The following is a 26,846-nucleotide window of genomic DNA, read 5'->3' as shown; positions in this document are numbered from 1 at the left end:
AGCGCCCGCCGGACCGGCTGGACGGCCGGGCCGGCGGGCGCCGTGATGCAGGTCAGTGGCTCAGCGCGATCCGTACCGCCAGGACGATCAGGATCAGCCCGGTCAGCCGTTCGATCACCAGCAGCACCGACGGCCGGGTCAGCCAGGGCTGCAACCGGTCGATGAGCAGGATGTAGCAGGCCCACCAGAGCACGGCGAGGCCGATGAACGTGGCGGCCAGCACCGCCGTACGGGCCGCCGCGCCGTCGCCGGGCTTGACGAACTGCGGCACGAACGAGACGTAGAAGACGACCACCTTGACGTTCAGCAGCTGGCTGGTGACGCCCATGACGAACGAGCGCCGGGCCACGTGCGGCTCGTCGGCGGCCACCGTCTCCGGCGCGGCGACCGGGCCGGTGTCCGCGTCCGGCCCGGGGCCGCCCGCGCCCACGGTGACCGGCTGCGCGGCCGGGGCGGTCGCGCGTCGTGGCCGGGTGGCCCAGAGGATGGTGCCGCCCAGGTAGAGCAGGTACAGCGCGCCGGCCACCCGCAGCACCGTGTAGAGCGCCGGCGAGGACACCAGCAGGGCGGACAGGCCGGCGGTGGCGAGCGAGGCGTGCACCAGGGCGGCGGCGAACAGCCCGGCCAGCACCACGAACCCGGCCCGCCGCCCGTACCGCACGGTCTGCCGGGTGACCAGGGCGAAGTCGACGCCCGGCACGATGATGATGAGCAGGCTCGCCGCGACGAAGCTGACGATCTGGATGTCAGACACGCTGCTCCTCCCTCGCCTCGGCGCGGGCCGGGGCGGCCTCCTCGATGACGGAGACGCCGCTGTCGCGGCGCGGCCCGTGCCGGCGCCACTGCTCGCGCAGCCGGATCCGGCCGTCCGGCAGCCGCTCGGGCCGCGACTCGCACTCGCCGACCACGATGCTGCCGTCGGTGAGCACCTCCACGTACGCGAAACGCACCACGCCCTGCGCGTCGCAGGTGCCGGCGAGCCGTCCGTGCCGTACCGGGCCGCCGGAGATCTCCGCCCAGACCAGGTCGCCGCGCTGGTGGTAGTGCCCCCGCAGCTGATCGGCGTCACCGGCGTGGTCGACGGAGACGAAGATCCGGTCGTCGTAGTCGAACGATGTCATCGCGCTCACGCCCATCGGGTGCTCAGGTAGTCGTCGCGGAACCGGCAGACCGTGCGGCCGGCGATCGAGTTGAGGATCATCGCGCTGCGGATCGGCAGGATGCTCAGGTTGGAGTCGACGAGCCCCTGGACGTACCGCCCCCGGTTCAGCACGAAGATCTTGTGGTCGTCGGCGTGCTTCCACCGGATCGAGTAGTCCGACTCGATGACCGGCTCACCGCGCTCGTCCAGGTCGATCAGCGCGGTCAGCTCCGGGTCGAAGGGCAGCGGCGCCTGCCGGCGTCCCGCCGCGACGACGAGGTTCACCGCCCGGTGCCGTTCCTCGCCGCTGCCGGCCGTCAGGCACTCCAGCTCGACCTCCCCGTCGAGCTGCCGGGCGCCGGTCACGGTACGGCTCGGCATGATCGTCACCGGGAACCGGCCGGTGCGCAGCCGCTCCTCGTAGTTGTGCTGGTAGACGCCGCGCAACGTGCCCGGGGAGATGCCGTCGCTGGTCAGGATCTGACCGGAGACGAGCCGTTCCCGCACGTCCCGGGACAGGGTGAGGAACGCCTCCTGGTAGGCGGGCCGGTACAGGTCGTTCGCCGACGGGGAGTCCTCCAGCGGGGCGAACCACGACCGCCGCCCGATCCACCTGATGTCGCGGCACCCGCGGGCGAGCAGCGCCGCGACGCACTCGGCGCTGGTCTGGCCGCTGCCGATCACGATCCACGGCAGGTCCGGCTCGTCCGGCACCGTGGCGAGGCGCTGGTGCAGCTCGTCGGCGACGAACAGGTGCCGCGGGTCGAGGGCGTCCAGGAACTCCGGTACGAAGGGGACGGTCCCGCTGCCGAGCACCAGGTGCCGGGAGCGGGCGACCTCCGCACCGCCGCTGCGGCTGACCAGCGCGCCGTCGAACTCGACCCGGTCGACGCGGGTGCCGTACGTGATGCGCGGCAGCCGGCCCGCCGCCCACACCAGGTACTGCTGGTACTCGATCCGGGGGATGGTGTCGAACCCGGCGCCCAGCAGGGCGTACACCCGGCCGGTGGTGACCAGGTAGTTGAGGAACGACAGCGGGTGGGTCGGGTCGTAGAGCGAGACCAGGTCCTTGACCCAGCCGGTCTGCATGCGGACGCCGCTGTGCAGCATCCCGTCGTGCCAGCCCGGCTGGTCGCGGGCCTCGAACAGCGCGATGTCGTGCGGCGCGAGGGTGTCGTACATCGCCGCGAGGCTCAGGTTCGCCGGCCCGGCGCCGATTCCCACTGTGTGAAAGGTCTGCGTCATGAGTCTGCCTCTGTCTGGCCGTGGGGGACAGGGATCGCGGTTCGGGTGTTCAGCAGGGCGGTGGCGGCGAGCCGGCTGGCGGCCAGGACGGTCTTGGCGGCGCCGCCGCTGCCGCCGGTGAAGGTGTGCACCGCACCGGACACGTGGCGCAGGGCCAGCCCGGCGGGTTCGCTGTAGCAGTCGGTGGCGCTCACCGGCGGGCCGGCCGGTCGCGGGTCCAGGCCGGGCAGCCGCCGTGCCGCCACGGTCAGGACCCGTGCCGCCAGTGCGGCGTCCGGCTCGGGGGACGGCGGGTCGACGTCCCACCTGTCGCTGGGCAGCCCGAGCAGCACCCGCCTCGGACCGGCCGGCCGGCCGTAGAGGCCGCTGGTCTCGTCCACGAAGCACGGCAGCTCGGCGACGCCGGTGACGTGGTGGGCGTACTGGATGTGCTTGGTGCGCAGCGAGGTCGGCAGCCCGGCGGCGCGCAGCAGACGCGGGGTCCAGGCCCCGGCGGCCACGACGACGAGGTCGCCGGTGAGCCGGCGGCCGTCGCGCAGCTCGACCACGCGGTCGTCGAGGCGGCCCACCGGTGCCGTCTCGGTCCGGCCGAGGCCACGCAGGACGGTCCGGCGCAGCCGGTCCGGGTCCAGGTAGCCGGCCCGGTCCTCCCAGATCCCCACCGTGCCGTCCGGGAGCCCGGCGAAGCCGAACCGGTCGGCGACCTCGGCCCGGGTCAGCACCTCGGCGCCGTCCACGCCGGCCGCCGCCCGGGCGTCGAGCAGGTAGAGCGAGCCGGTCCGCCGCCACCCGGCCGCTGTCGCGAGGGACGGATCGGCCATCAGTTCGGCGAGGCTCGCGGCGGCGAGGGACCGGGCGGCCGGGTCGGGCTCGAAGGCACGCACCAGTCCGCCGGACGCGGCCGTCGCGTCGGCGGGCCGCCCGGCCGCGCCGCCGCCGTGCGGGCCGATCAGGACCGCGTCGGCGCCCGCGTCCCGCAGCCGCCGGGCGAGCAGGACGCCACTGATGCCCGCGCCGACGACGAGCACGCGCGGCTCACCCATCCGAACCCGCCGGTTCCGCGCCGCCGACGACGCCGAGCAGCCGGGCCGCCCGCTCCGGCGCACCGGGGTACGCGGCCAGCGCCGCCCGGACCGCGGTGGCGGGGTCGAAGTGCTCCAGCCGCAGCGCCTGCTCGCCGCGCGTCAGTTCGGTGTCGGCCAGCACGCCGTCCAGGCCGGCGGTGGTGCCGGCCAGGGTCGCGGCGTACCGGGCGGCGAACGCCTCGTACGCCTCCGGGCGGAAGTCCGACTCGTAGCTGTCCGGCCGGTCCCAGCTCAGGAACGCCCGTACCACAGCCGGGTCCTCGGTGGCCAGGAACTCGTGCGCCCAGATCGCGTGCTCGCGGCTGGTGGAGAACTTGGCGCCGGTGAGCCGGTAGAACTCGTTGACGACCAGCCCGGTCGGCCGGTCGGGCAGCCCGGCGGCCAGGTGCAGGGCCGGGATGAGCAGCGCGTAGTAGAACGCGTTGTCGACCCCGAGGAAGATCCACTGCTCGTCCACGTCCCGCCACGCGTCCAGGTACCCGGCCAGCGTGTCCGCGTCCGGCCGCAGGTGGCGGGCGGGCAGCACCAGGTTGGCCAGGGCCATCTCCGCCCAGACGTCGATGCGCAGGCCGTCGTCCCACTCGATGCCCCAGTCCGTCGGGTACGCCAGCGGCACCTCCGGCAGCCCGCCGTCCAGGTACGACGCGACGAGGCGCCGCAGCCGGGGCGGCAGCACCGCACGGGACCAGAACTCGGCCAGCCGCTCCCGGTGCTCGTCGAGCCGCAGCACCGGGACCGTGCAGGTGACCGGTTCGGGTGCGGCGTCGCAGCAGGTCGACCGCGCGCCGGCCAGGTTCGCGGCGGTGCAGAACCCGCCACAGCCCTCGCAGGTGCCGCCGTTCGCGCCGGCGCCGCAGGCCGGGCAGCGCCCGGCGACCCGGACGTGGTGCAGGGTCCGCCCGCAGGCCGCGCACGCGCGCAGCGACACCGGGGCGACCTCCACCACCTTCGCCTCCACCAGCTCGGTGAGCAGGCGTACGACCACCCGGCGGTAGCCCTCGTCGGCCAGCGGGTCGGCCATGACGTCGTACCGGATGCGCGCGGCGCGCAGCGCGGCGTGGATCGACGACCCGTACCGGGCGACGGTGTCCGCCGGGGTCTCGCCCAGCGCCTCCGCCCGGGCGAGCACGTAGTTCTGGTGCGCGTCCAGCCCGCACTGGGTCACCACCCGCCGGCCGGCGGCACGCAGCGCGCGGGCCGCGACGTCCCCGGCGACGTACGGGCCGCTGAGGTGCCCGAGGTGCAGCGGCCCGTTCGGCGTCGGTGGCGGCGTCACCACCAGCACCACGCCGGAGGAGGTGGCCGCCCCGTCAGTCACGGCCGGCTCCGTCGTCCGCGCCGGCCTGCGCCGCGTCGTCGGGCCGGGGCATCCAGTAGATGCTGAGGATGGTGAGCGGCTGCTCCGGCGAGGGGTTGTGGATGACGTGGCTCTGCTCGGGTTCGAGCAGGATCACGCCACCGGTCGGCACCTCGACCTTCTCGCCGCCCGCCTCGTAGATGGCCGTGCCGCGGGTCACCACGGCGAACTCGACCTCGGGGTGGACGTCCTCGCTGCTGCTGCCACCGGGCGGGATCACGCACCACATGGCGTCGAACGGCAACGGGCCGAGATCGCGGTACTGCGTCCAGCGGCCGATCCGGATGCCGTACTCGTCGGTGAGTTCGGCGGTGTCGCTGACGTACCTTCGCATGTTCGTCCTCCTGGTCGGCGCGCTGCCCGCCGGGCCCGCGCCGGACGGGTCTGAGGTTTGCGGAGAGTGACCGGAAGTGCTGCTTCTGCGACGCTGCACCGATGCCGGGAAGGGCCCGTCTCGTCGACCGTCGATTCGACTCCGGTCGATAGCGTCGGACCCACTGTGGACTTAACCTCGTCTGGCCAACAGGAGCTTCACCGGCAGATCACCGGCAATGTCGCTGCTGACTGCCCGCTCAGCGGCCTCGGCTTCGGTGGTCCACCGGCATGAATCCACCAGAACCGGTACGGAGACGACGCTGTGATCGGCTACATGGATACGTTGGGTCATGAAATCGCTACCGCGCGGCGACTGGCCAACCTGACACAGGAGGAGTTGGCCGCCCGCACCGGACTGAGCGTCCGGAGCATCCGCAACCTGGAGTCGTCGCGGGTGACCCGTCCGCGGCCCGCGACCGTCCGGCTGCTCCGTGAGGTCCTCGGCCTGCCCGCCCACCCGGCGTCCGCGGCCCGGATCCGCCCCATGCAACTACCGCTGGAGATTCCCGGCTTCACCGGCCGTTCCGCACAACTGCGGCAACTCGACCGGCTGCTCGACGGGGGACCGCGGCGGATGTCGAGCGTCGTCGTGTGCGTCCTGTCCGGCCGGTCCGGCATCGGCAAGACGGCGCTGGCGCTGCGCTGGGCGCACCGGTCGGCCGCCCGGTTCGCCGACGGGGTGCTGCACGTCCAGCTCGGCGGCAGCGACCCGGGAAGGGCGGCGGTGGCGCCGGCCGAGGCGCTCGGCGGTCTGATCGAGGCGCTCGACGTACCCGGCGGCGTCCCGTGCGGGCCGGCGGCGCGCACCGGGCTCTACCGCAGCGCGCTCGCCGGACGCCGGATGCTCATCGTGCTCGACGACGCCCGCGACGCCGACCAGGTACGGCCGCTGCTGCCCGGCGTACCCGGCTGCATGGTGGTCGTGACCAGCCGGGACCGCCTCACCGGCCTGGTCGTCGGCGAGGCCGCGTGCCCGGTCGTGGTCGACGAGCTGGCCGCCGGCGAGGCGTGGGACCTGCTGGCCGCCCGCCTCGGCGAGCGTCGCCTCACCGCCGAGCGCGCGGCGGTGCGGGAGATCATCGCGCACTGCGCCGGCGTACCCCGGGCGCTGGCTGTGGTGGCCGCCCGCGCGGCCGTCCAGCCCCGGCTGCCGCTGGCGGAGGTGGCCCGCCAGCTCCGGTAGACGGACCGGGCCCGCCCGGCCGGTCAGCCCTGGTCGGCGCGGGTGCCGTCGCGCGCGGCGACGTGCGCCGGCACCGGCGTCGCCGGCGGCAGCGCCGGGTCGGTCACCGGCTGCTGCCAGCGCGCGACCAGCGGAAGCTCGCCGGCCCAGAGCCCGAGGGCGGCGTCCGGGCCGTCGCCGTCGTCCGGCGGGCCGCTGCGCGTCTTGACCGACGCCTCGGCCAGCGGAAGCGCCAGCAGCGCGGTGGCCGCCAGCTCCCGCCGGTTCGGGCGGCGGGCGTGGTCCCACTGGCCGGGGGCCACGTGCTCGGTCAGCAGCCGCAGGCCGTACAGCTTCTCCTCGGCGTCGGTCACCCACCGGGGCCGGCCGTAGACCATCGCGCTGCGGTAGTTGATCCCGTGCTCGAACACCGAGCGCGCCAGGACCAGGCCGTCGACCACTGTGACCGTGACGCAGACCTCGGCGTCGGTGGTGAGGCTCCGGCTGGCCACCGAGCCGTGCAGGTAGAGGTGCCGGTCGTCGAAGCCGTAGACGGTCGGCACCACCATCGGGCCGCCGTCGACCAGCACGCCCAGATGGCAGACGAAGGCGGCCCGGAGCACGTCGAACAGGGCGGCGCGGTCGCGGTGCCCCTTCTCCTTCATCCGGCGCAGCGTCGTACGCGGCGTCGCGGACAACCGTCCGTCGGTATCGGTCATGGCTGATTCTCCTGTCGGCCCCGCCGTTTCTACCGGGTCGGGCCGCGGTCCTCAAGGGCCGGCCCGCCGGGCCGGTGGGGGAGCGGGTCCGGGGGAAGGATCCGGCACAGCGCCTCCAGCGCGGCGGCGTACGCGTGCTCGGGCGGCGTGGCGTAGCCGACCACGAGGCCGTCGAGGGCGGGCATGGTGGCGTCCGGGTGGCGGAAACCGGCCAGCCCGTCGAGCGCGATCGACTGAGCGGCGGCGGCCTCGACCACCTGGCGCTCGGTGCCCGCGGGCAGGCGCAGCACGGCGTGCAGCCCGGCGGCGACGCCGGTCGGCGTGACGTGCGGGGCGCGGGCGGCGAGCGCGGCGACGAGACGGTCGCGGCGGGCGCGGTACCGCTGCCGCATCCGGCGCACGTGCCGGTCGTACCGGCCGGAGTCGAGGAAGTCGGCGAGGGTGAGCTGGTCCGTCACGCCCGCCCACGCCTCCCGCTCACCCTTGGCGTCCAGCACCGGGCCGACGAGCCGTTCGGGCAGCACCATCCAGCCCAGACGCAGCGCGGGGGAGAGGCTCTTGCTCACCGAGCCCAGGTAGACCACGCGCTCCGGGGCCAGGCCCTGCACCGCGCCGACCGGATCCCGGTCGTACCGGAACTCGCCGTCGTAGTCGTCCTCCAGCACCAGTCCGTCCCGGCCCTCCGCCCACCCCAGCGCGGCGAGGCGCCGCCGGGGATGCAGCGGCCCGCCGGTGGGGAACTGGTGCGCGGGCGTGAGCAGCGCCGCCCGTACCCCGGCGAGGTCGGTCAGCTCCCCGGTGCGGGCGCCGTCCGCGTCGAGCGTGAGCGGGACGGTGCGGACGCCTGCCGCCGCCAGGACCGCGCGGTGGAACGCGAGGCCGTAGGACTCCACCGCCAGCGGTCCGCGCAGAACCCGGCCACCGAAGAGCAGGCGCAGCGCGTGCGCGACACCCGAACACACCACGATCCGGTCCGGGGTGGTGCGGACACCCCGCGCCCGCGCCAGGTACCCGGCCAGTGCCCGGCGCAGCTCCGGGCGGCCCCGCGGGTCGCCCGGCCCGAACGCCTCGTTCGGCGCGGCGGTCAGGGCGCGGCGCGTGGACGCCAGCCACGCGGCGCGCGGGAAGGAGGCGGCATCCGGCTGCCCCTGCCGCAGGTGGTGCACGGCCGGGGCCGGACGCGCGGGCGTCTGCCTCGGGACGCGGGCGACCCGGGCGGGCTCGGCGCGCGGCGCCACCCGCGTCCCGGAGCCCTGCCGGGCGACCAGCCATCCCTCGGCCACCAGCTCGGCGTACGCGGCGGCGACGGTGTTGCGGGCCAGGCCGAGGTCGGCGGCGAGGGACCGGTACGGCGGCAGGAGGGTGCCGGCGGCCAGTCTCCCGTCCCGCACGGCGTCGCGCAGCGCGCGGATGAGCGCGGACCGGCGGCCGCCGGCGCCGGACAGTTCCAGATGCAGGTCGCTGCCGAGCCGTCGCGCCGGATTGGCCCACGAATCCGTCATGCGAATGCACCCTAGTCCGGGTCTTTTCCGACCCTAGTGTGGGCTCATGGACACGATCATGAACGCCCCGCACCCGCTGCGCTCCACCGTCCGGGGCCGGGTCCTGCTGCCGGGGGACGAAGGGTTCGAGGTGGCCGGCCGGGCCTGGAACCTGACCGTCGCGCAGTCACCGGCGGCGGTGGTCGAGGCCGCCGACGCGGACGACGTCGCCGCGCTCGTCCGGTACGCCCGCCCGGCCGGACTGAGCATCGCCGTGCAGCCCAACGGGCACGGTGCCACCGGCCGCGCCGACGGCGCGATCCTGCTGCGGACCGGCCGCCTGGACACCGTGGAGATCGACCCGGCCGCCCGCCGGGCCCGGGTCGGCGCGGGTGTGCCGTCCGGCCGGCTCCAGGCCGCCGCCGCGCCGTACGGGCTCACCGGGCTGCCCGGCAGCTCCCCCGTGGTCAGCGTGACCGGGGTGGCGCTCGGCGGCGGGCTGAGCTGGTTCGGCCGCGCGTACGGCTGGGTGTCCGACGCGGTCACCGCGTTCGACGTCGTGGACGCCGAGGCGCGGCACCGGCGCGTCACCGCCGAGACCGACCCCGACCTGTTCTGGGCGCTGCGCGGCGGTGGCGGAGACTTCGCGATCGTCACCGCGCTCGAAATCGCGCTGCACCCCGCGCCGGAGCTGTACGGCGGACGCATGATGTGGGCGGCGGCGCACGCGCCGGACGTGCTGCGGGCGTTCCGGCGGATCACCGCCACCGCGCCCGAGGAGCTGACCGTCTGGATGGACCTGCTGCACCTCCCCGGCGCCGACCCGATGGTGGCCCTCGACGTCACCCATCTCGGCGACGGGACCGGGGCGCGGGACCTGCTCGCACCGCTGGACCGGTTGCCCGCGCCGATCTCCGACAGCAGGCGGATCATGCCGGTCACCGAACTCGGCGGCATCACGGCTGAACCCACCGCCCCCAGCCCCGGCATCTCCCGCGCCGAACTGCTGACCCGCCTCGACGACGACGCGGCCGGGGCGCTGCTGGCCGACCCGATCGCCCCGCTGCTCAGCGTCCAGCTCCGGCACCTGGGCGGCGCCCTCGCCCGGTACTCCGACAGCCCGCACGGCCCGCTCACCGAGCCGTACGCGCTCTACCTGTTCGGCGTCGCCACCGACCCGGCGGCGGTCACGGCGCGGCAGCGGGCCCTGGCCGCCGCCCTGCCGGTCAGCGGGCGCAAGCCGGTGACCTTCCTCAACCCGGACGAGACGGTGGCCGACGCGTTCACCCCCGCCGTCCTGACCCGGCTCCGGGCGGTCAAGCGCCGCCACGACCCGGACGGCCTCGTCCGGTCCAACTTCCCGGTGGCCGGCTGACGCCCCGGGGCGCGACCCGGTCAGGCCGGGGGGTGCGCGCGGCAGCCCGGCAGTCCTCTGCTCAGCGGACCTTCTTCGTCGGCCGTTTACGAGGCGGGGTCAACGACTCGGCGATCGCCGAGATCGCGGACGGCACCAGGCGGTAGTACGCCCACACACCCCGCTTCTCCCGCTCGAGCAGGCCGGCCTCGGTGAGGATCCGGAGGTGATGGCTGACGGTCGGCTGGGAGAGACCGAGCGGCGCGGTGAGGTCGCTGACTGACGCCTCGCCCTCCGGAGCGGACTGGATCAGGCTGAGCAGGCGCAGCCGGGCCGGGTCGGCGAACGCCTTCAGGACTCCCGCGAGCCGCTCGGCATCGGCACGCTTGATCGGCTCGCCGGCAAGTGGCGAGATGGCAGGGGTGGCAGTTTTCGCAGTTCCCACGCTTGCATCGTTGCACCAATGGCGGCCACCTGCCCGGGCAACCAGGACCGGATCATCCGGTCAGGCGGTGGGGTGCAGTTCGGCGAGCAGTCGTTCCACCCGGGTGCGGATCTCGTCCCGGATGGGGCGTACCGCGTCGAGGCCCTTGCCCGCGGGGTCTTCGAGCTTCCAGTCCTCGTACCGCTTGCCGGGGAAGACGGGGCAGGCGTCACCGCAGCCCATGGTGACGATGACGTCCGAGGACTCCGCCGTCTCGTACCGGAGGAGCCTGGGGGTCTGGTCGGTGATGTCGATGCCGACCTCGGCCATGGCCTGTACGGCGGCGGGGTTGACGGTCTCGGCGGGTGCGCTGCCGGCGGAGCGGACCTCGACGGTGTCGCCGGCGAGGTGGCGCAGCCAGCCGGCGGCCATCTGGGAACGGCCGGCGTTGTGCACGCAGACGAACAGGACGCTGGGCTTGTCGCTCATCGGGTCTCCATGATTCCGGTGGTCGCCGCGCGGCGTGCCGCGGCGCAGTCGAGGCATCTCATGGCCGGGCTCCCGGCGTGGGGAACAGGCGGGCGCGGGCCCACAGCGACACGTAGACCAGGCCGACGAGGACCGGGACCTCGATCAGCGGGCCGACGACGCCGGCCAGGGCCTGGCCGGAGGCGATCCCGAAGGTGCCGATCGCGACCGCGATGGCCAGTTCGAAGTTGTTGCCCGCCGCGGTGAACGCCAGGGTGGTGGTGCGTTCGTAGTTCAGGCCGATGGCCCGGCCGAGCAGGTAGGAGCCGGCCCACATGAGGGCGAAGTAGGCCAGCAGCGGCAGAGCGATGCGGGCCACGTCGGCCGGCCGGCCGGTGATGGCCTCGCCCTGCAGGGCGAACAGCACGACGATGGTGAACAGCAGTCCGTACAGGGCGACGGGTCCGACCCTGGGCAGGAACCGCTGCTCGTACCAGTCGCGACCCTTGGCGCGTTCGCCGACGCGGCGGGAGAGGTAGCCGGCGAGCAGTGGGATGCCGAGGAAGACGAGCACGTTGCCGGCGATGTCCCAGCCGGAGACCTCCAGCGCGGCGCCGTCCAGGCCCAGCCAGCCCGGCAGCACCGACAGGTAGAACCAGCCGAGCAGGCCGAAGGCGAGGACCTGGAACACCGAGTTGACGGCGACGAGGACCGCCGCCGCCTCCCGGTCGCCGCAGGCCAGGTCGTTCCAGATGATGACCATCGCGATGCAGCGGGCCAGGCCGACGATGATCAGACCGGTGCGGTACTCCGGCTGGTCGGCCAGGAACACCCAGGCCAGGGCGAACATGACGGCGGGACCGACGATCCAGTTGAGGACCAGCGACGAGACCAGGAGACGCCGGTCACCGGTGACGGTGTCGAGGCGGTCGTAGCGGACCTTGGCCAGTACCGGATACATCATGATCAGCAGGCCGAGAGCGATGGGCAGGGAGATGCCACCGACCTCGACGGCGCCGAGAGCGTCGTCCAGGCCGGGAACGATCCGGCCGAGCAGCAGACCGGCGACCATGGCCAGGCCGATCCAGACCGGCAGGAACCGGTCGAGGCGCGACAGGCGTGCCACCACCGGTGGGGCGTGGTCGGCTCTGGTGGCGGTGCTCATGCGCACTCCCGTGGGTTGTCGGTGCCGGCGCGTACCCCGATCTCCTGGTGGATGCGGGCGCTGGTGCCGGTCATCGGGTGTCTCCCGACGTGGCGGCGGGGGCGAGGCGGTCGACGCGGTCGGCGAGGTCGGCGTAGGCCGCCTCGAACGCCTCGTCGGTGTCGACGCGGACCGGGTCCGGCACGGACCAGTGCAGGCGGGGGCGGATCGGCCCGGTGAGCTCCTCGTGGGCGTTGTCGCAGACGGCGACGATCAGGTCGTCGTCTCGGACGACGTCGTCGACGTGTGCGGTGCCGGTCGGGTCGAGGTCGAGTGCGTGGCGGTGGGCCACGGCGACCGCGCGGGGATGGACCCGCGGCGCCGGTCTGGTGCCGGCGGACGCGGCGTCGCCGTCGGTGCGTCGCCTCCACAGCGCCGCGGCCAGCTGCGAGCGGGCGGAGTTGTGGGTGCATACGAAGACGACCCGATGCACACCCGCCAGCGGTGGCGGCGCGAGAGCGGAGAGGGCGGCCGGCTGGAGTCGCAGGTAGGTGCGCCGCCGATCGCCCTCCGACCGGCCCCGGACGACGAGGCCCGCGTCGGTGAGGACCTTGACGTGGTGGGCGACCAGGTTCGTCGGCATGTCGAGGGCGTGGGCGATCTCCCCGGGGGAGGCGTCGCCCAGGGTGAGCGCGTCCACGATGGCCAGGCGGGCCGGATCGCCCAGCGCGGCGTGGATCCGCGCGCGCTCGGCCAGAGAAGTAAGCTCAGTTTCCATTGACTCAATTGTTGCTGAGTAACCTCGGAGCCGTCAAGCCGGCATCGGCCGGATCGCTGGGCGGAAGCCCAGGGCGCCGTGCGGTACGGCGGCCTACCGCTGCGTCGCGGCGGTCGGCTCGATCGACAGCAGGCCGGCGAGCCGGCGCAGGATCTGCGGCCGCGCGCGGTAGTAGACCCAGGTGCCCCGCCGCTCGGCGTCCACCAGGCCCGCCTCGCGTAACGTCTTGAGATGGTGGGAGATCGTCGGCCCGGTCAGGTCGAACGCCGGCGTCAGGTCGCACACGCACACCTCGCCGCCTTCGGCGGAGGCGATCATCGACATCAGCTGCAGCCGTACCGGATCGCCGAGGGCCTTGAACGCGGGCGCGAGCACCGCGGCCGTCTCGGCGGGAACCCGGCGCTGCGCCAGCGGGGGGCAGCACGGCGCGTCGGCGCTGAGGTCGACGAGTGGGATCGGCGCCTGCTGCTTCGACATGTCCCTAGGTTGACATCTGTCTAATCAGCGTGCAAGTCGCCGAGCAGGCAGTTGCCATGCCAGGGTGTCCGGAGGAAGTGAGGCTCGCCGGACACGCATCCCTCCACCGGTGGGCCGCCTCGTCGCCGCCGCTGTCGTCCGGCTTCCATGATCGGCGCGGCAGGCTAGGCGAGCAGCGTGCGCAGCGCCTCGGCCAGGCCGGAACCGGCGGTGACCGGGCGGGCGAAGGACAACCGGGTGTCGGCGTGACCGTCCGGCCGCTCCGCCCGCAGCACGATGCCCTCGGCGTCGAGCGCGACCGGGACGACGCGCGCCGAACCGGCTGTGACTGTGGGGTCGACGAGCGTGCCGAGCCGGTCGAGGACGTCGCGGTGGCAGCGCGTCAGGTGCGCGAGGTGGGCGGCCTCGTCGACGGCGATCGGATCCGGCCGGGCCGCGCGGTACGCGCCGAGGTCCACCGCGACGGGATCGGCGGCCCGGTCGAGGACGACCTCGTCCGGCTCGACGGCCCACAGCGCCACCGGGGGCAGGTCGAGCAGCGACATCACGGTGGCCGGGTCGCAGGCGTCGAGGACGGCCGGGTCGAACCGGCGGGCCGTGCCGAGGATCCGCAGCCGGGACCGGACCCGGGAGCGCACGGCGACCGGGGCGAGGTGGGTCACGTCGAGGCGTACCGCGCCGCTGTGGCCGCGCGCGGCGACCAGCATGCCGCCGGTGCGGCTCATCGCGTCGACCGCCAGGACGATCGTGCCGTCGGGGAGGACGGCGTGGGCGGAGAGGAGGTCGGCGGTGGTGTCGCCGAGCGTGAGCCGCAGCGAGGAGGCAGCGGTCAGCACGCACCGGGCGGCGACGGCGTCGCGGGGCGTGGAGGAGGTGCCCGTACCGCCCGCCGACGACCCTGCGACCGGGACGACGCCGGCCGGCGGGGCCGGACGCCCGGCGGGGTGCAACGCCATGTCTGTCTCCTCGGCCGGGAAGGGGTGAAGTCGGCCCAGGTCAGACGGTAGTAGGTAAGGCTTACCTCTGCAACGGCGGGTCGGGTGCCGCGCATGCCGTACGGGTCACGACGGTGACCGTCGTGACCCGTACGAGCGTGGTGTCCGGTTCTGTCAGGCGGGCTGGTAGGTGAGGCAGTCGCTGACAGTGGCGCCCGGACCGACGGTGATCGACTCGGCGGTGCAGGCCAGGTTGGTGTTGAACACGCACTCGGCCCGCGCGCACGCGCCCACCGCGCCGGTGACCTCCGCGATCCCGCCGCTGAGCGACGACTCGACGAACGTCGCGCAGGAGGCCGCGTCGGCGGACGCCGCCACGGTGATCGCGGGAGCGTGGCAGCCGTTGTCGTTGAAGCTGCACGCGGTGGCGGCGCATTCACGTACCGGCGGAGACTGCAACAGGGTCTTCATGGTGCCTCCAAGTCATGCGGGCCGGCGGAAGCGAACGGCCGGCCTCGTGGTGCTCGAATGCCATCTGGTATTTGCCGTGCGGCCGGTCCTCAAACCCGTCGGCCGTCAGTGAGGATCATGCTCACCTTAACAACGGAATGCGGGGTTGGCCGCCGGAAGGGGCCGTTTCCACACCGAATGCCGAACGACGAAGATAAGGCTAACCTTGGTTAGGCGAGTCTTTCTTCACCCACCGGTACGGCGAATGCCGGCGTGCAATTTCCGCCCGTCCGACCAGGGTTCATCTGCGGGAACGCCACTCTCGCCCCGGACGGAGGCTGCGCCTCGGTGGTGGAATGGGCGAGCGCGGAACGCCGGTGAGGACGGAACGGCCGCGCCCTTCGGGTCGCGCCGAAATATCGGCTAAGAAATCAGCGGATCGGCAGGGATCCGGGACCGGCCGGGCGGCGGAATGCGAATCCGGTGGCAGGAAGCGCGGGCTCCGCATACGCGATGTCCGGGCCGGGGTCACCTGTCGGCGCGGGCGTGGCACCCTGAGCGGACCGCACGGGCCCGGTGCGGGCGCGGCGGATCCGGGGCGGGACGGGTGGAGGCGGCGTGATCGAGGGATGGCACGGCTGGTTCGGCACGATCAACGGGGTCGTGCTCCTCACCGTGGCCGCGTTGCCGGCGGCTGCGCTCGCGGTGTGGGTCCTGGCCCGACGGCGCGGCGGGGCGGGGCCGGCGTGGCGGAGGTCGCTGGCCGAGGTGGGCATCGTCTACGGGACCGTGCCGTGGGTCTGGATGATCATGCTGCCGGGGGACGGGGCCGGCGTGGTTCCCGGCCGGGTGAGCCTGGTGCCGCTTCGGGACCTGCTCACCGTCCTCGCGAGCGGGCCGCTGACGGTGACGGTCCAGATCGTCGGCAACCTGCTGGTGTTCGCGGCGCTCGGGTTCCTCGGCCCGCTGCGGTTCGCGGCGCTGGCGTCGGTGCCGCGGATCCTGGCGCTCGCGGCCGGCTGCTCGGTCCTGGTCGAGGTCGCGCAGTACGTCCTGCGGCTGGACCGCGTCTCCTCCGTAGACGACGTCCTGCTCAACACCGCCGGCGCCGGGCTGGCCGCGCTGGCGTCGCGCCGCTGGTGGCGCCGGCCGGCTGAGGTGTCACCCGCCACCACCGGTCCCGGCACCGGCCCGCTGAGCGGGGCACGACCCGGGTGACGCGGACGGCACGATGGGCCGGGCCTGCCGGCCCGGCCCATCGTGTGCGTCAGGTCGACGCGATCAACGTCCGCTCAGCAGATCTTCTTCGCCAGAGCGGTGGTGGCGCCGCCGTGCTCGTACGAGACGAGCAGCGAGGTGCCGGCCGGGAGCGACCCGCTCAGCGGCAGGACGAGCGTGCCGTCCTTGCGCAGAGCGGCGGTGGTCTCCGCCACGACCCGGGTGCCGTCCCAGAGGAAGGCGCGGGCGGTGCCCGCCTTCTTCACCTGGAGTTGCACGGACACCTTGCTCGCGGTGCGGGTGACCTTCTTGATCTTCACGGTGCCGTCCGGCAGCTTGGCGTAACCGCCCGGCGCCACCCCGTCCGAGACGGACTGCAGGAGAGTCTGCGGCGAGTCCACGCTCTGCGCCGCGGTGTCCGGCATGATCGGAGCCTTCGGCGCCGACGGCTTCGCCGCCAGGGCCGGCAGCGTCGCGTTGCCCCAGCGCCACGGGTCGGCCCGTACGCCGCTCCAGGTCGACCAGCCGACCCGGGTCTGCGCGGACAGGTCCTGCGTGTCCGAGTCGTTGACCAGGATGTTCAGGCCCATGCGGTTCGGGTCGACGGCGTCCGGCAGCACGCTGAACGGGATCTTGACCTCGATCCGGTAACCCGTGTAGGGGCTGCTGGTCACCACGGAGGCGATCTCCACGCCAGGCGCGGTCTCCGGGCCGCCCTGGTGGTTGTCCCGCTCCCGGGCGAAGCACGGCGGGTTCCCGTTGGCCGGGTCCTTCGTGGCCGGGAAGAGCGCCATGTTGAACACCGTGGAGGTGTTCGCCGAGTTGCCGCGCGGGTCGATGCCGAACTCGATGTTGTCGTTACGCCGCGGACGCTTGCAGTCCTCCGGCGGCAGGACGGTGCCGAGCACGTCGTCGGTGATGGTGAAGACGGCGTACAGGGCGTCGTCGGTGTGGGTCAGCTGGGCGGTGCCGGAGATGTCCGACGCCGGGGCGGCGGTGCCCTCCCAGCGGGTGGAGATGTCGATGACCTCGCCGGTGTACTCGTTGTCGTGGGCGTGTCCGTCGACGGTCGGCGCGCTGGCGGCCTTCGGGATCGTGGTGACCGGGACCAGGTTGAACGCACCGGGCTCGTTCGCGCTGCCGCCGGTGTAGCTGGTCTCGATCTGCACCCGGTAGGCGCCGTTGTCCGGCGCCCGGTTGGCCGTCGGCAGCGACGTGTCGGTGTTGGTGACTGTGAACGTCACCGAGGTGCTGGCGCCCGGCCGGAGCCCGCTGTACGGCACCTGCTGCTCGGCCACCGAGAAACCGGCGGGGACGTTCAGCTTGACCGCGCCGGACTCGACCCGGGTGCCGTGGTTGGTCAGGTTGACCTTGACGCTGCGGGTGCCGCCGCTGGGGATGTTCAGCAGGGACTCGATGAGCGCGTCGAGCTGCTGGGTCTTGTTCCGCACGGTCCACGCGCGGAAGTCGGCGATCTCCTCCAGCGGCTCCAGGGTGCCGCGCACCGGCGCGGTGCCCTGAACCCGGGCGCTGCTGGTGCCGCTGCCGTCCTTCTTGCTGGTCAGCGTGGCGTCGATCTTGAAGCGGGTGCCCACCTCGACCTGCGCGGGCGGGGTGACCGTGAAGGTCTTCACGACCTCCTTACGCGGGGTCAGCGTGCCCACGTTGCCGTTGCCGGTGACCGTCCAGCCGGCCGGCACGTTCAGGGTGACCTTGGCCCCCGGGACGGCCTTCTCGGCGTACAGGACGGTGTCCACCTTGATGGGCTGGCCCGCGACGGCCTCCCAGGTGCGCGGACGCACGTGGACCTCGGTGCCCAGCGGCAGGCCGCCCTGGGCGCGCAGGGTGGCGCCCTGGAGCGCACCGGTGCCGGCGCCCACGTTCGGGTCCGGGTACGGGGTGCGGGTGTCGATCAGCGTCAGCCGGTTGCAGCCGATGGCGTCGGGGTCGGTCGTCGGGAAGGAGCTGTTGCCCCAGCCCTGCGACACGTACTCCCGGCGGGCCCAGGTCTGGACCGTGTTCCACCGGTTGCCGTCGTGGCGCGCCGACTCGTAGCCCTGCCAGGTGCCGAAGACGACGTTGCTGGCCTCGGCCGGCGTGAAGGTGGTCTCGCAGGCGGGGCCGTTGGTGCCGGTGGTGCCGCTGCCGCCGGTCTGGAAGATGCGGGAGGCCCGCCAGGGCTGGAGGCCCTCCTTCTTGATCTGCTCCGGGAACGCCTTCGGGTCGGCAGCCGCGTAGAAGGCCTCCACGGCCAGCATGGCCGCCTTCTGGTGGTTGCCGTGGTTGCCCTGCGTGGCCGAGGGGTTCATCGTGAGGATGACCTCGGGCTTGGTGGTCCGCAGGACCCGCACGATCCGGGACAGCGTCTCCTGGTGGCCCCAGACCTCCTCGGTCAGGGGAGCGCTGGCGGTGTACCAGAAGTCCAGCGCGTCCAGGTTGTAGATGTGCTCGACGCCGGCCCAGCCGACGGCCTTGCGCTCCTCGGCCTCCCGCAGGATGCCGAGCTCCGGGCCCTCCTCGAGACCGGTGGCGTTGCCGCCGCCCTCGCCGCGGGTGGTGGTGATGACGCCGGCCTTCATGCCGTGATACTCGTTCCAGTATCCGAGCATGCCGAGCTGGCCGGCCTCGTCGTCCGGGTGGGCGCCGATGAACATGATGTCCAGGTCGACCGGCTTGTCGGACTTCTTGGCCTGGGGCTTCGGTGATGCTTGCTGGGGGTTGGCCTGGGCCGGAGTGGCCAGGCCCAACGACAGCAGACCGCACATGGCGATCGCCGCGCTGGTGCGCCATCTCATGGGCATACCTCTTCGTCTCGAAGCGAGAGTGCTGCGGCTGGGGACGGTCGGCCCGGCACGGGCCGGCTGACACGGTGGCTCGTGCCGGGCCGTGTTGCAGACAGCTGTCCACAGAGGACCGTGAGGTCCTCGGGGGTCGTGGTGCTCGACAACGGGATGGTGGTGCTCGCGCACCGTCACGGCGTGAGCGGTACGCACGGTGGCGACGTCGGTCCACCGGAAGGCCTTCGGGCCGTAACCTAGGGATCTTGCGAAGGCGTCGTCAATAGCTCCGGACGACTTTCTTCCTTATCCGAATAAACGATCGCCCCTGCTCAGGGCGATCATCCGGAGGCCGGCCGTGACGTGCGGGCAGTCTTTGTCCAGGTTTGGCACCCCAATGTGGACCACAGGGCTCGGTTTTGCGCGACATGTCGGGCTGGCCCCGGCGCGACCGGCTTGTCGGCCGAAGAATTTTCCCTGGTCGGCGGACCGAGATCATCTCGTTACTTGACGCCAGAATTTTTTCTTACTAGGAAGAAAGTGTGTCTGACAAAGCCCCGACCAGTCCGGTCAGCCGTGAGCGGTCCCGTGAGATCAAGCGTCTCTCGGTGATCTTGGCCGCCCGGCAGGCCCGGCGGCTGTCCCGCGTGGACCTGGCCGAGATGACCGGCCTCTCGGCGGCGACTGTGACCGCGCTCGTGCGGGAACTCGTCGCCGAGGGTTACCTCATCGAACGCGGTCCCGGCGCGCCCACCACCGGCCGGCCCCGGGAGATGCTCGAGTTCAACCCCCGCGCCGAGCTCGTCGCGGCGGTGTCGCTGGAGCCGCCCCGGATCAGCTGCGAGATCGCCGACAGTGAGGGCGCGGTCATCGCGCACCGCGTCGCACGGCTCGGCGCGAACGTGGTGGAGACCGTCTGCGAGTTCGTCCTCGACCTGGTCGGCGACAACCTGCCCTCGCTCCGCGGCGTCGCCATCGCGGTGCCCGGCGTGTCCAGCAACGGCGCGGTACGCCTCGCGCCGTCGGTCGGACTGGTCGAGGCGTGGCCGATCGGCGAATCCGTGCAACGGCGGCTCGGCGTACCCGTGGTCGTCGACAACGACGTCAACCTCATGGCCGCCGGCGAGTGCGTGGCCGGCGCCGGCGCGGACGTGGCGAACCTGCTGCTGATCCACGTGGCCGACGGCATCGGCGCCGGCCTCGTGCTCGACGGCAAGGTCCGCCGCGGCGCCAGCGGAGCCGCCGGCGAGGTCGGCTTCCTGCCGCTGGGCGGCGCGACCGAGCGCCGCTACAGCGGCGTCGGCGAGTTCGAGGCCCGGTGGTCGGTCAACGCCATCGCGGAGCGGGTCGTCGCGCTCAACCCGGGCCGCCGGCCCGAGTCACCGGTACGGGAGCTGAGCGGGCTCGCCGCGACCTCGGCGCCCGCCCGCGAGTACCTCGACGAGGTCCTCGGCGCCTGGGCCGGGCTCATCCTCTCCTGCGCCTGCGTCGTCGATCCGGGGCTGGTGCTGCTCAGCGGCGCCGCGGCGGAACTCGACGACGCGGCCCTCGACCAGCTACAGACCCTCGTCTCCGCCCGGACCCCGGCTCCCACCGAGGTACGCCGGGCCACCCTCGGCGACCAGGCCGTGCTGCACGGAGCCATCAGCTACGCGCTCTCGGCCGCGGTGCCCCGACCCTCGCTTCCCTGACCACCACCTGACCCCGGCCCCCGACGACCCCGACCCCGACACCCACCCCACCGTCACCGTCACCGTCGCGGCGACCGCGTCCGTATCCCGGACGACCGGTCGCGGCGCGATGCGGCGCGCCCCGGTCCGGGCGCGATCCGCGGACCTTCGACCCCGTCCCGGGGAACCGGCGAACCCGCCGGCGCCCCGGGTCGGGATCGCACACCGTCTTTCCCCGCTCCCGATAGTTCCCCCGCAAAATGGAGGTACCAATGAAACGTCGTTTGGCCCTGGCCGTCGCGTTCAGCGCGCTGCTGGCCGTCAGCGCGTGCGGCAGCAGCGACGACGACAAGGACACCGGCTCCTCCGGCTCCGCGTCGGCCGAGAAGGTCGTCATCTACAGTGCCCGCGACAAGTCGGTCACCGACTACGTCGTCGAGCAGTTCACGACCAAGAACCCCGAGTACAAGGGCAAGGTCGAGGTGCTCAACATGGGCGCCCAGGAGGTGCTGGAGCGGGTCCGCGCCGAGAAGGCCAACCCGCAGGCGTCGGTCTGGTGGGGCGGCACCCAGCAGGGCCTCGCCGCCGGCGCGTCCGAGGGCCTGCTGGAGTCCTGGCAGCCGTCGTTCGCCTCGAAGATCGACGCGCGGTACAAGGACGCCGAGGGCCGCTGGTTCGGCGAGATCCTGCTGCCCGAGGTCATCATGTACAACAACAAGGCGCTGACCCCGGAGACCGCGCCGAAGGACTGGGACGACCTGGTCGACCCGAAGTGGAAAGACAAGATCATCATCCGGGACGTGGCCGCCTCCGGCACCATGCGCTCGATCTACGCCTCGATGATCCAGCGCTTCACGGCCGACGGGTCCAACCCGCAGCCCGGCTACGACTGGCTGCGCAAGCTCGACGCCAACACCGTCGAGTACGCGGCCAACCCCAGCGACCTCTACCTGAAGATGTCGCGTGAGCAGGGCGTGGTGAGCGCCTGGAACCTCCAGGACATCCTGCTCCAGGCCAACGAGAAGATGCCGTTCGGCTACGTCATGCCGGCCTCCGGCGCGCCGGTGCTCGTCGACGGCGTGGCCGCGGTCAAGGGCGGCAACAGCGAGGGCGCGAAGAAGTTCCTCGAGTTCCTGTTCGACGACTCGCTGCGGGCCAGCCTGGCCAAGGACTACTTCCAGATCCCCGCTGTCGACATCGCCGAGAAGCCCGAGTGGCTGACCAAGCTCGACCTCAAGCCGATGAACGTCGACTGGAACGTGATCGGCAAGAACGAGACCGCCTGGATCACCCACTGGAACGCCCAGATCAAGGGCAAGGGCTAAGACGCTCGGAACCGGGCCGTGCTCCGGCACGGCCCGGCTTCGTCCTGGAAGGACCCACGAAATGATCGATGTCCGACTGACGGCGGTCAGTAAGCGCTTCGCCAAGTCGAGCGACTCCGCGGCGGTCGATGACGTCACCGTCACCATCGGAGCCGGCGAGTTCTTCACGCTGCTCGGGCCGAGCGGCTGCGGCAAGACGACGACGCTGCGCATGGTGGCCGGCTTCTACTTCCCGACGTCCGGTCACATCCACTTCGGCGACGACGACGTCACCCACTGGACGCCGAACAAGCGGGACACCGGCATGGTGTTCCAGAACTACGCGCTGTTCCCGCACATGACGGTGGCGCAGAACGTCGCCTACGGGCTCAAGGTCCGCCGGGTCTCCCGCGCCGAGCAGGCCCGCCGGGTCACCGAGGCGCTCGAACAGGTGCACCTCGCCGGCTACGGCGACCGGCGCATCGACGCGCTCTCCGGCGGCCAGCAGCAGCGCGTCGCGCTGGCGCGGGCACTGGTGATCCGTCCCCGCACCATGCTGCTCGACGAACCGCTGTCGAACCTCGACGCGAAGCTGCGCGAGGAGACCCGTGCCGAGATCCGGCGCATCCAGCGGGAGAGCGGCACCACCTCGATCTACGTCACGCACGACCAGGCCGAGGCGATGGCGATGTCGGACCGGATCGCCGTCATGGAGTCCGGCCGGGTCCAGCAGGTCGGCACCCCGCACGAGGTCTACTACCAGCCCGCGAACGCGTTCGTGGCCCGGTTCATCGGACGCAGCAACGTGCTGAGCCTGCCGGTGACCGGCGCGGCGGAGCAGCGCGTCCAGGTACGCCTGCCCGGCGGCGCCACGATCGAGGTAGGCGCTCCCGCCGGACACGGGCTCGCCGCGGGCGACACCGCACTGGTCTCCGCCCGCCCCGAGCACATCGCGCTCGGCGGCGACGACGACACCGCGGCCATGCGCGGCCGGGTCAGCCACGTCGAGTTCACCGGCATGGCCACCCACGTCACAGTCGACGTCGACGGTGACGAGGTGATGGCCGCCCTGGTCGACGCGCCCGCCGGCATCCAGCTCGGCGACGTCGTGGGCCTGCGGCTCGCACCCGAGCGGCTCTGGGTGGTCAAGCCGTGACCGCTGCGACCCCGACCGCCCCCGGCTGGGCGGCGGCCCTCGGCCGGCGCCTGGCCGGCGGGGCGAACTCCCGATGGTTCCCCTATCTGCTGGTGCTGCCGCTGGTCCTGGTGCTGTGGGGCTTCGTCGTCCAGCCGATGTTCGCCACCTTCCGGGAGAGCGTCAGCGCCAACGGCACCGACAACTACCTCCAGTTCCTCTCCTCCTCCGGAGTGGCCCGCGAGTCGCTGTTCACCTCGCTGTTCATCTCGGCCGCGAGCGTGCTGCTCTGCGGCGTCGTCGGCGTGGCGATGGCGTTCCTGCTCAAGCGGTTCCACTTCCGCGGCCGGCGGCTCATCGAGGCGTTCATCCTGGTGCCGGCGGCCCTGCCGCCGCTGATCGGCGCCGTGTCCTTCCAGCTGCTCTACAGCAACATCGGCATCGTGCCGCGCGGCCTTCAGGCGCTGCTCGGCACCGAGAAGCCGGTCCTGGCCTTCGACGGGATCGCCGGTGTGCTGGTGGTGCACACGTTCACCATGTACCCGTTCTTCTTCCTGGCCGCCTCCGCGGCGCTGGCCGGGATGGACCCGTCGGTCGAGGAGGCGGCGTACAACCTCGGCGCGGGCCGGGTACGCGTGTGGCGCACCGTCCTGCTGCCGATGCTCACCCCGGCGCTGATCTCGGCGTCGCTGCTGGTCTTCATGACGTCGCTGGCGTCCTACACCGCGCCACTGCTGTTCAACGTCAGTCAGACCATGACGATGCAGATCTACATCAACCGCACCAACGGCGACCTGCCGATGGCCTCGGCGTACGCCTCAGTGCTCGGCATCGTCTCGATCATCTTCCTGCTCGGCATGCGCTGGTACGAGGGGCGGCGCAACTACCAGTCGCAGTCCAAGGGCGTCTCGGCGGTCCGGCGGGAGATCACCAACCCGATCGGCCGCTGGCTCGCGCCGCTCGCCTCGGTGCTGGCCACGCTGGTCCTGCTCGCCCCGGTCGGCGCGATCGCGCTCGTCGCGTTCTCCGAGGACCGGTCCTGGACCACCGAGGTGCTGCCGCCGACGTACACGTTCGAGAACTTCGTCACCATCTTCACCGACCCCAAGGCGTTCCAGCCGATCCTCAACTCGGTGCAGATGAGCCTCATCGCGGTCGTGGGCTGCGTGGTGATCGGCGTGCTGATCGCGTACGCGGTGCGGCGGCTGAAGTTCGTCGGGCGCGGCCTGCTCGACGTGGCCGTGATGATCGCCTGGGCACTGCCCGGCACGGTCGTGGCGATCAACCTGATCTCGGCGTTCAGCACCGGCAACGCGTTCAGCTTCGGGCAGGTGCTGGTCGGCACGTTCTGGATCCTGCCGCTGGCCTACTTCGTGCGGTTCCTGCCGATCGTGTTCCGGTCCAGCTCCGCGACGCTGGCCCTGATCGACCCGTCGCTGGAGGACGCCGCGCGTAACCTGGGCGCCTCCTGGCTGCGCGCGTTCTACACGATCACCGTGCGGCTGATGCTGCCCGGTGTGCTGGCCGGCGCGCTGCTGGCGTTCGTGCACGGCGTCGGCGAGTTCGTCGCCTCGGTGCTCATCTACACCTCGTCGACGGTCCCGATCTCGGTCGCCATCAACAACCGCATGTACAGCTTCGAGCTGGGCACCGCGGCCGCCTACGGCATGCTCCAGGTGCTGCTCATCTTCGTGGTGATGTGGTTCTCCGGACGGCTGGAGAGCAGCCGCACCGCGACCCGGAGGGCCGAGCAGTGGACGAACTGATCGAGCGGTGGCGGACCGGGGGAGGGCTGCTTCCGGTCACCCGGGTACCCGGGCACGCGTTCGCCGCCGTGACCGAGGCGGCCGACCTGGCGGTGCTGCCGGTCGGCGCGGTCGAGTGGCACGGTCCGCACCTGCCGATCGGTACCGACCTGATCCTGGCCGAGGGCTTCGCCGGGGAACTGGCCACCGGGTCCGCCCGGGCGGTGCTGTTCCCGGCCACGCCGTACGCCGCCTGCCCGGGCCAGACCCGGCCGTGGCCGGGCACTGTGGCGCTGCGGCCGGAGATCGCCGTCGGCTACCTCGCCGACGTGCTCGCCGGCATCGTCGAGGCGGGCTTCACCCGGGTGCTCGTGGTCAACGGGCACGACGCCAACATGTCCACCGTCCGCGCGGCGATGGAGTGGGTGTCCGGCCGGCACCGGGCCAGCATGATGCTGGTGAACTGGTTCCAGCTGGTCGGCCCGGACGAGACGGCCGAGATGTTCGGCGACCTGCCCGCCCGGGGGCACGGCGGCGCGTACGAGAGTTCCGCCGTGCTCGGCTTCGACCCGGCCGCGGTACGCCTGGACGCGGCGCCGGACCTGCCGCCCAAGCCGAAGCTGCCCACCCCGTACCCGTACGTGCTGGTGGAGTCGCGCCCCGACCCCTGGCAGGGCTGGTCGGGCCACGTCTCGCTGGCAGGCGAGGAGGCCGGCGGCCGGATCCGCGCCACCGCCGGCACCCGCCTGCGCGAGCTGGTCGGGGCGTGGCTCGCCGCGCCGCTGCCGGGACCGCCCGGCGCCGACCGGCCGGACCAGCCGGCCGGATGACAGTTACGCCCCAGGACCACGCACCACCTCGGGAGGCCTCCATGAGCCCGTCACTGACCGTCTACCAACAGCACCACCTCCGCGTCGTGTTCGACCACCACGTCGCCCACCTCTACCCGGCGATGGTCACGGCCAGCAAGGCCCACGTCGTCATGCTCGCCGAGCAGGGGCTGATCTCCGACGACGCCGCCGCGACGATGCTGCGCGGCCTGGTCGCCCTCGCCGCGGACCGGCCGGAGGAACTGGAGTACGACGGCAGCGTCGAGGACGTCTACTACACGCTGGAGAAGCGCCTCGCCGCCGCGGCCGGCATCGAGGTGTCGCAGCTGAGCGTGCAGCTCGCGCGTAGCCGCAACGACCTCGACGCCGGCGTCTTCCGGATGGTGCTGCGCGACCAGCTGCTCCAGGTGCTCGACGCGCTGCTGGCGACCGGCCGTACCGTGCTGGACCGCGCGGACCGGCACGCCGACGTGGTGATCACCGGCTACACGCACCGCCGCCCGGCCCAGCCGACCAGCATCGGGCACGTCTTCGCCGGCTACGCCGAGGCGCTCGCCGGCGAGGCCGCCGCGTACGCCGGCCTGCTGGACGAGATGAACCGCTCGCCGCTGGGCTCCTGCGCCTTCGCCGGCACCGACCTGGACATCTCGCCCCGCCGGCTGGCCGACCTGCTCGGCTTCGACCAGCTCATCGTCAACTCGTACGAGGCGGTGGCCGGCGCCGACCACCTGGTCCGGGTCGCCACGCTCAACGCGCAGGCGCTCGCCACCGGCGCCCGGCTGGCCCGCACCCTGATGGACTGGCTGAGCTGGGGCTGGGTGGTCACGCCCGGCGAGTTCACCCAGGGCAGCAGCATCATGCCGCAGAAGCGCAACCCGGTGGTGCTGGAACACCTCGTCTCGATGGCCGGCGCCGCCGCTGCCGACGCGGCGAGCGTGCTCAACAACGTCGGCGCCGCCTGGTGGGAGGACTCGAACAACGCCACCACCGACGTGCAGTCCCGGCTCTGGGACGGCGACGACCGGGCGTACCGGTTCTTCTCGCTGCTCGGTGGCCTGATCGACAAGCTGGACCCGCAGCGCCCGCCGTCCGGCGAGGAGATCGTCGCCTCCGGCGCCACCACCACCGCGGCAGCCGACGCGCTGGCCCGCCACGGCGTGCCGTTCCGCGGCGCCCACTCGCTGCTCGGCCGGCTGGTCCGCGGCGGCGCCCCGGCGACCTGGACCGAGGATCTGGTCCGGTCCACCGCCGCCGACCTCGGTCTGGCGCTCGACGACGCCGCGGTACGGGACCTGCTGGCCGCCGCGGTCCGCCCGGAACTCGTGCTGCGCCGCGCCCAGGCCGACGGTCCCGGCGAGGCGGCCGTCCGGGACCAGGTCGGACGACTGTCTACAATGCTCGACGCGGTGCAGGAGCGGGCGCAGGCGTTGCGCGAGCGGCTGACCCGTGCCGACGCGGCTCTCGCCGAGGCGGTCGCGGCGAGGGTAGGCCTGTGACGGGGCGGCAGCCGCAGCTGGCCGTGGTCGCGGACGTCGTGTCGCGGCGACCACGTGATCTGGACCGACGGCCCGA

At 72.9% G+C, this 26,846-nt stretch carries 25 protein-coding genes; 9 read left to right on the top strand and 16 right to left on the bottom strand.

Features of this window, described 5'->3' with window-relative positions; genetic code table 11:
* Positions 1-52 precede the first annotated feature (52 nt).
* From FB454_RS02175 to FB454_RS02150, 6 genes are read right to left on the bottom strand one after another with little or no spacing between them, the layout of a single operon-like run.
* Positions 53-754: a LysE family translocator gene (locus FB454_RS02175; RefSeq protein ID WP_013286956.1), complete on the bottom strand. Its 702-nt coding sequence runs from the start codon at positions 752-754 to the stop codon at positions 53-55.
* Positions 747-1,136, bottom strand: coding sequence for an avidin-fold protein (locus tag FB454_RS02170; protein WP_013286955.1), 390 nt, complete (start codon positions 1,134-1,136; stop codon positions 747-749). Before FB454_RS02170 ends, FB454_RS02175 begins: the two co-directional genes overlap by 8 nt.
* On the bottom strand, positions 1,127-2,386 hold the full coding sequence (locus FB454_RS02165) for a lysine N(6)-hydroxylase/L-ornithine N(5)-oxygenase family protein (protein WP_013286954.1): 1,260 nt from the start codon (positions 2,384-2,386) through the stop codon (positions 1,127-1,129). The genes FB454_RS02170 and FB454_RS02165 overlap by 10 nt, the downstream gene beginning before the upstream one ends.
* Positions 2,383-3,429: an NAD(P)/FAD-dependent oxidoreductase gene (locus FB454_RS02160; RefSeq protein ID WP_145822353.1), complete on the bottom strand. Its 1,047-nt coding sequence runs from the start codon at positions 3,427-3,429 to the stop codon at positions 2,383-2,385. The genes FB454_RS02165 and FB454_RS02160 overlap by 4 nt, the downstream gene beginning before the upstream one ends.
* Positions 3,422-4,789 (bottom strand): class I tRNA ligase family protein, encoded by a 1,368-nt coding sequence (locus FB454_RS02155; protein ID WP_145822352.1) that lies wholly within the window; start codon positions 4,787-4,789, stop codon positions 3,422-3,424. The genes FB454_RS02160 and FB454_RS02155 overlap by 8 nt, the downstream gene beginning before the upstream one ends.
* Positions 4,782-5,162: a cupin domain-containing protein gene (locus FB454_RS02150; RefSeq protein ID WP_013286951.1), complete on the bottom strand. Its 381-nt coding sequence runs from the start codon at positions 5,160-5,162 to the stop codon at positions 4,782-4,784. The genes FB454_RS02155 and FB454_RS02150 overlap by 8 nt, the downstream gene beginning before the upstream one ends.
* Before the next feature lie 315 nt (positions 5,163-5,477).
* On the opposite strand from FB454_RS02150, the gene FB454_RS02145 reads away from it, so the two are divergent.
* On the top strand, positions 5,478-6,386 hold the full coding sequence (locus tag FB454_RS02145) for a helix-turn-helix domain-containing protein (protein ID WP_221488056.1): 909 nt from the start codon (positions 5,478-5,480) through the stop codon (positions 6,384-6,386).
* Between the two features lie 23 nt (positions 6,387-6,409).
* On the opposite strand, the gene FB454_RS02140 is transcribed toward FB454_RS02145, so the two are convergent.
* On the bottom strand, positions 6,410-7,084 hold the full coding sequence (locus FB454_RS02140) for a pyridoxamine 5'-phosphate oxidase family protein (protein WP_013286949.1): 675 nt from the start codon (positions 7,082-7,084) through the stop codon (positions 6,410-6,412).
* A gap of 29 nt (positions 7,085-7,113) precedes the next feature.
* Entirely contained in the window at positions 7,114-8,586 is a 1,473-nt protein-coding gene (gene pdxR, locus FB454_RS02135) for a MocR-like pyridoxine biosynthesis transcription factor PdxR (RefSeq protein ID WP_013286948.1), read from the bottom strand.
* Between the two features lie 46 nt (positions 8,587-8,632).
* Between pdxR and FB454_RS02130 the strand changes: the two genes are divergently transcribed.
* Entirely contained in the window at positions 8,633-9,940 is a 1,308-nt protein-coding gene (locus FB454_RS02130) for an FAD-binding oxidoreductase (protein WP_244879623.1), read from the top strand.
* A 61-nt stretch (positions 9,941-10,001) separates the two neighbouring features.
* Here the strand turns inward: FB454_RS02130 and FB454_RS02125 are convergent, their stop codons facing one another.
* From FB454_RS02125 to FB454_RS02095, 7 genes are all read right to left on the bottom strand, one after another.
* Positions 10,002-10,364 carry an ArsR/SmtB family transcription factor gene (locus FB454_RS02125; RefSeq protein WP_013286946.1) on the bottom strand — a complete coding sequence of 121 codons (363 nt, stop codon included), beginning with the start codon at positions 10,362-10,364 and terminating at the stop codon, positions 10,002-10,004.
* A 60-nt stretch (positions 10,365-10,424) separates the two neighbouring features.
* On the bottom strand, positions 10,425-10,832 hold the full coding sequence (locus FB454_RS02120; RefSeq protein ID WP_013286945.1) for an arsenate reductase ArsC: 408 nt from the start codon (positions 10,830-10,832) through the stop codon (positions 10,425-10,427).
* Positions 10,833-10,890: 58 nt separating this feature from the next.
* Positions 10,891-11,976, bottom strand: coding sequence for an ACR3 family arsenite efflux transporter (gene arsB / locus FB454_RS02115; RefSeq protein WP_013286944.1), 1,086 nt, complete (start codon positions 11,974-11,976; stop codon positions 10,891-10,893).
* A gap of 70 nt (positions 11,977-12,046) precedes the next feature.
* A complete protein-coding gene (locus FB454_RS02110) occupies positions 12,047-12,733 on the bottom strand; it encodes an arsenate reductase/protein-tyrosine-phosphatase family protein (RefSeq protein WP_013286943.1) in 687 nt (228 codons plus the stop codon).
* A gap of 93 nt (positions 12,734-12,826) precedes the next feature.
* Entirely contained in the window at positions 12,827-13,210 is a 384-nt protein-coding gene (locus FB454_RS02105; protein ID WP_013286942.1) for an ArsR/SmtB family transcription factor, read from the bottom strand.
* 164 nt (positions 13,211-13,374) lie between these two features.
* Positions 13,375-14,166, bottom strand: coding sequence for a DUF2470 domain-containing protein (locus tag FB454_RS02100; RefSeq protein WP_047893020.1), 792 nt, complete (start codon positions 14,164-14,166; stop codon positions 13,375-13,377).
* A gap of 153 nt (positions 14,167-14,319) precedes the next feature.
* Positions 14,320-14,616 carry a DUF1540 domain-containing protein gene (locus FB454_RS02095; protein ID WP_013286940.1) on the bottom strand — a complete coding sequence of 99 codons (297 nt, stop codon included), beginning with the start codon at positions 14,614-14,616 and terminating at the stop codon, positions 14,320-14,322.
* Between the two features lie 597 nt (positions 14,617-15,213).
* On the opposite strand from FB454_RS02095, the gene FB454_RS02090 reads away from it, so the two are divergent.
* The gene (locus FB454_RS02090; RefSeq protein WP_013286939.1) at positions 15,214-15,813 is read left to right on the top strand and encodes a VanZ family protein; all 600 of its coding nucleotides are present in this window, start codon (positions 15,214-15,216) and stop codon (positions 15,811-15,813) included.
* Between the two features lie 74 nt (positions 15,814-15,887).
* Here the strand turns inward: FB454_RS02090 and FB454_RS02085 are convergent, their stop codons facing one another.
* Positions 15,888-18,608: a sugar-binding protein gene (locus FB454_RS02085; RefSeq protein ID WP_013286938.1), complete on the bottom strand. Its 2,721-nt coding sequence runs from the start codon at positions 18,606-18,608 to the stop codon at positions 15,888-15,890.
* 590 nt (positions 18,609-19,198) lie between these two features.
* Here FB454_RS02085 and FB454_RS02080 point away from each other — a divergent pair.
* The 6 genes from FB454_RS02080 to FB454_RS02055 all read left to right on the top strand — a co-directional run bounded on the left by FB454_RS02080 (position 19,199) and on the right by FB454_RS02055 (position 26,770).
* Positions 19,199-20,281: an ROK family transcriptional regulator gene (locus FB454_RS02080; RefSeq protein ID WP_232236582.1), complete on the top strand. Its 1,083-nt coding sequence runs from the start codon at positions 19,199-19,201 to the stop codon at positions 20,279-20,281.
* Between the two features lie 251 nt (positions 20,282-20,532).
* The gene (locus tag FB454_RS02075; protein WP_013286936.1) at positions 20,533-21,585 is read left to right on the top strand and encodes an extracellular solute-binding protein; all 1,053 of its coding nucleotides are present in this window, start codon (positions 20,533-20,535) and stop codon (positions 21,583-21,585) included.
* Between the two features lie 61 nt (positions 21,586-21,646).
* Positions 21,647-22,720 (top strand): ABC transporter ATP-binding protein, encoded by a 1,074-nt coding sequence (locus FB454_RS02070; protein ID WP_013286935.1) that lies wholly within the window; start codon positions 21,647-21,649, stop codon positions 22,718-22,720.
* Positions 22,717-24,465 carry an ABC transporter permease gene (locus FB454_RS02065; protein WP_013286934.1) on the top strand — a complete coding sequence of 583 codons (1,749 nt, stop codon included), beginning with the start codon at positions 22,717-22,719 and terminating at the stop codon, positions 24,463-24,465. The genes FB454_RS02070 and FB454_RS02065 overlap by 4 nt, the downstream gene beginning before the upstream one ends.
* Positions 24,453-25,274 carry a creatininase family protein gene (locus FB454_RS02060; RefSeq protein WP_013286933.1) on the top strand — a complete coding sequence of 274 codons (822 nt, stop codon included), beginning with the start codon at positions 24,453-24,455 and terminating at the stop codon, positions 25,272-25,274. The genes FB454_RS02065 and FB454_RS02060 overlap by 13 nt, the downstream gene beginning before the upstream one ends.
* Before the next feature lie 41 nt (positions 25,275-25,315).
* A complete protein-coding gene (locus FB454_RS02055; protein ID WP_013286932.1) occupies positions 25,316-26,770 on the top strand; it encodes an argininosuccinate lyase in 1,455 nt (484 codons plus the stop codon).
* Positions 26,771-26,846 lie beyond the last annotated feature (76 nt).

The organism is Micromonospora sp. CNZ297, from assembly GCF_007827625.1.
This window is presented reverse-complemented; position numbering and strand designations above follow the sequence as displayed.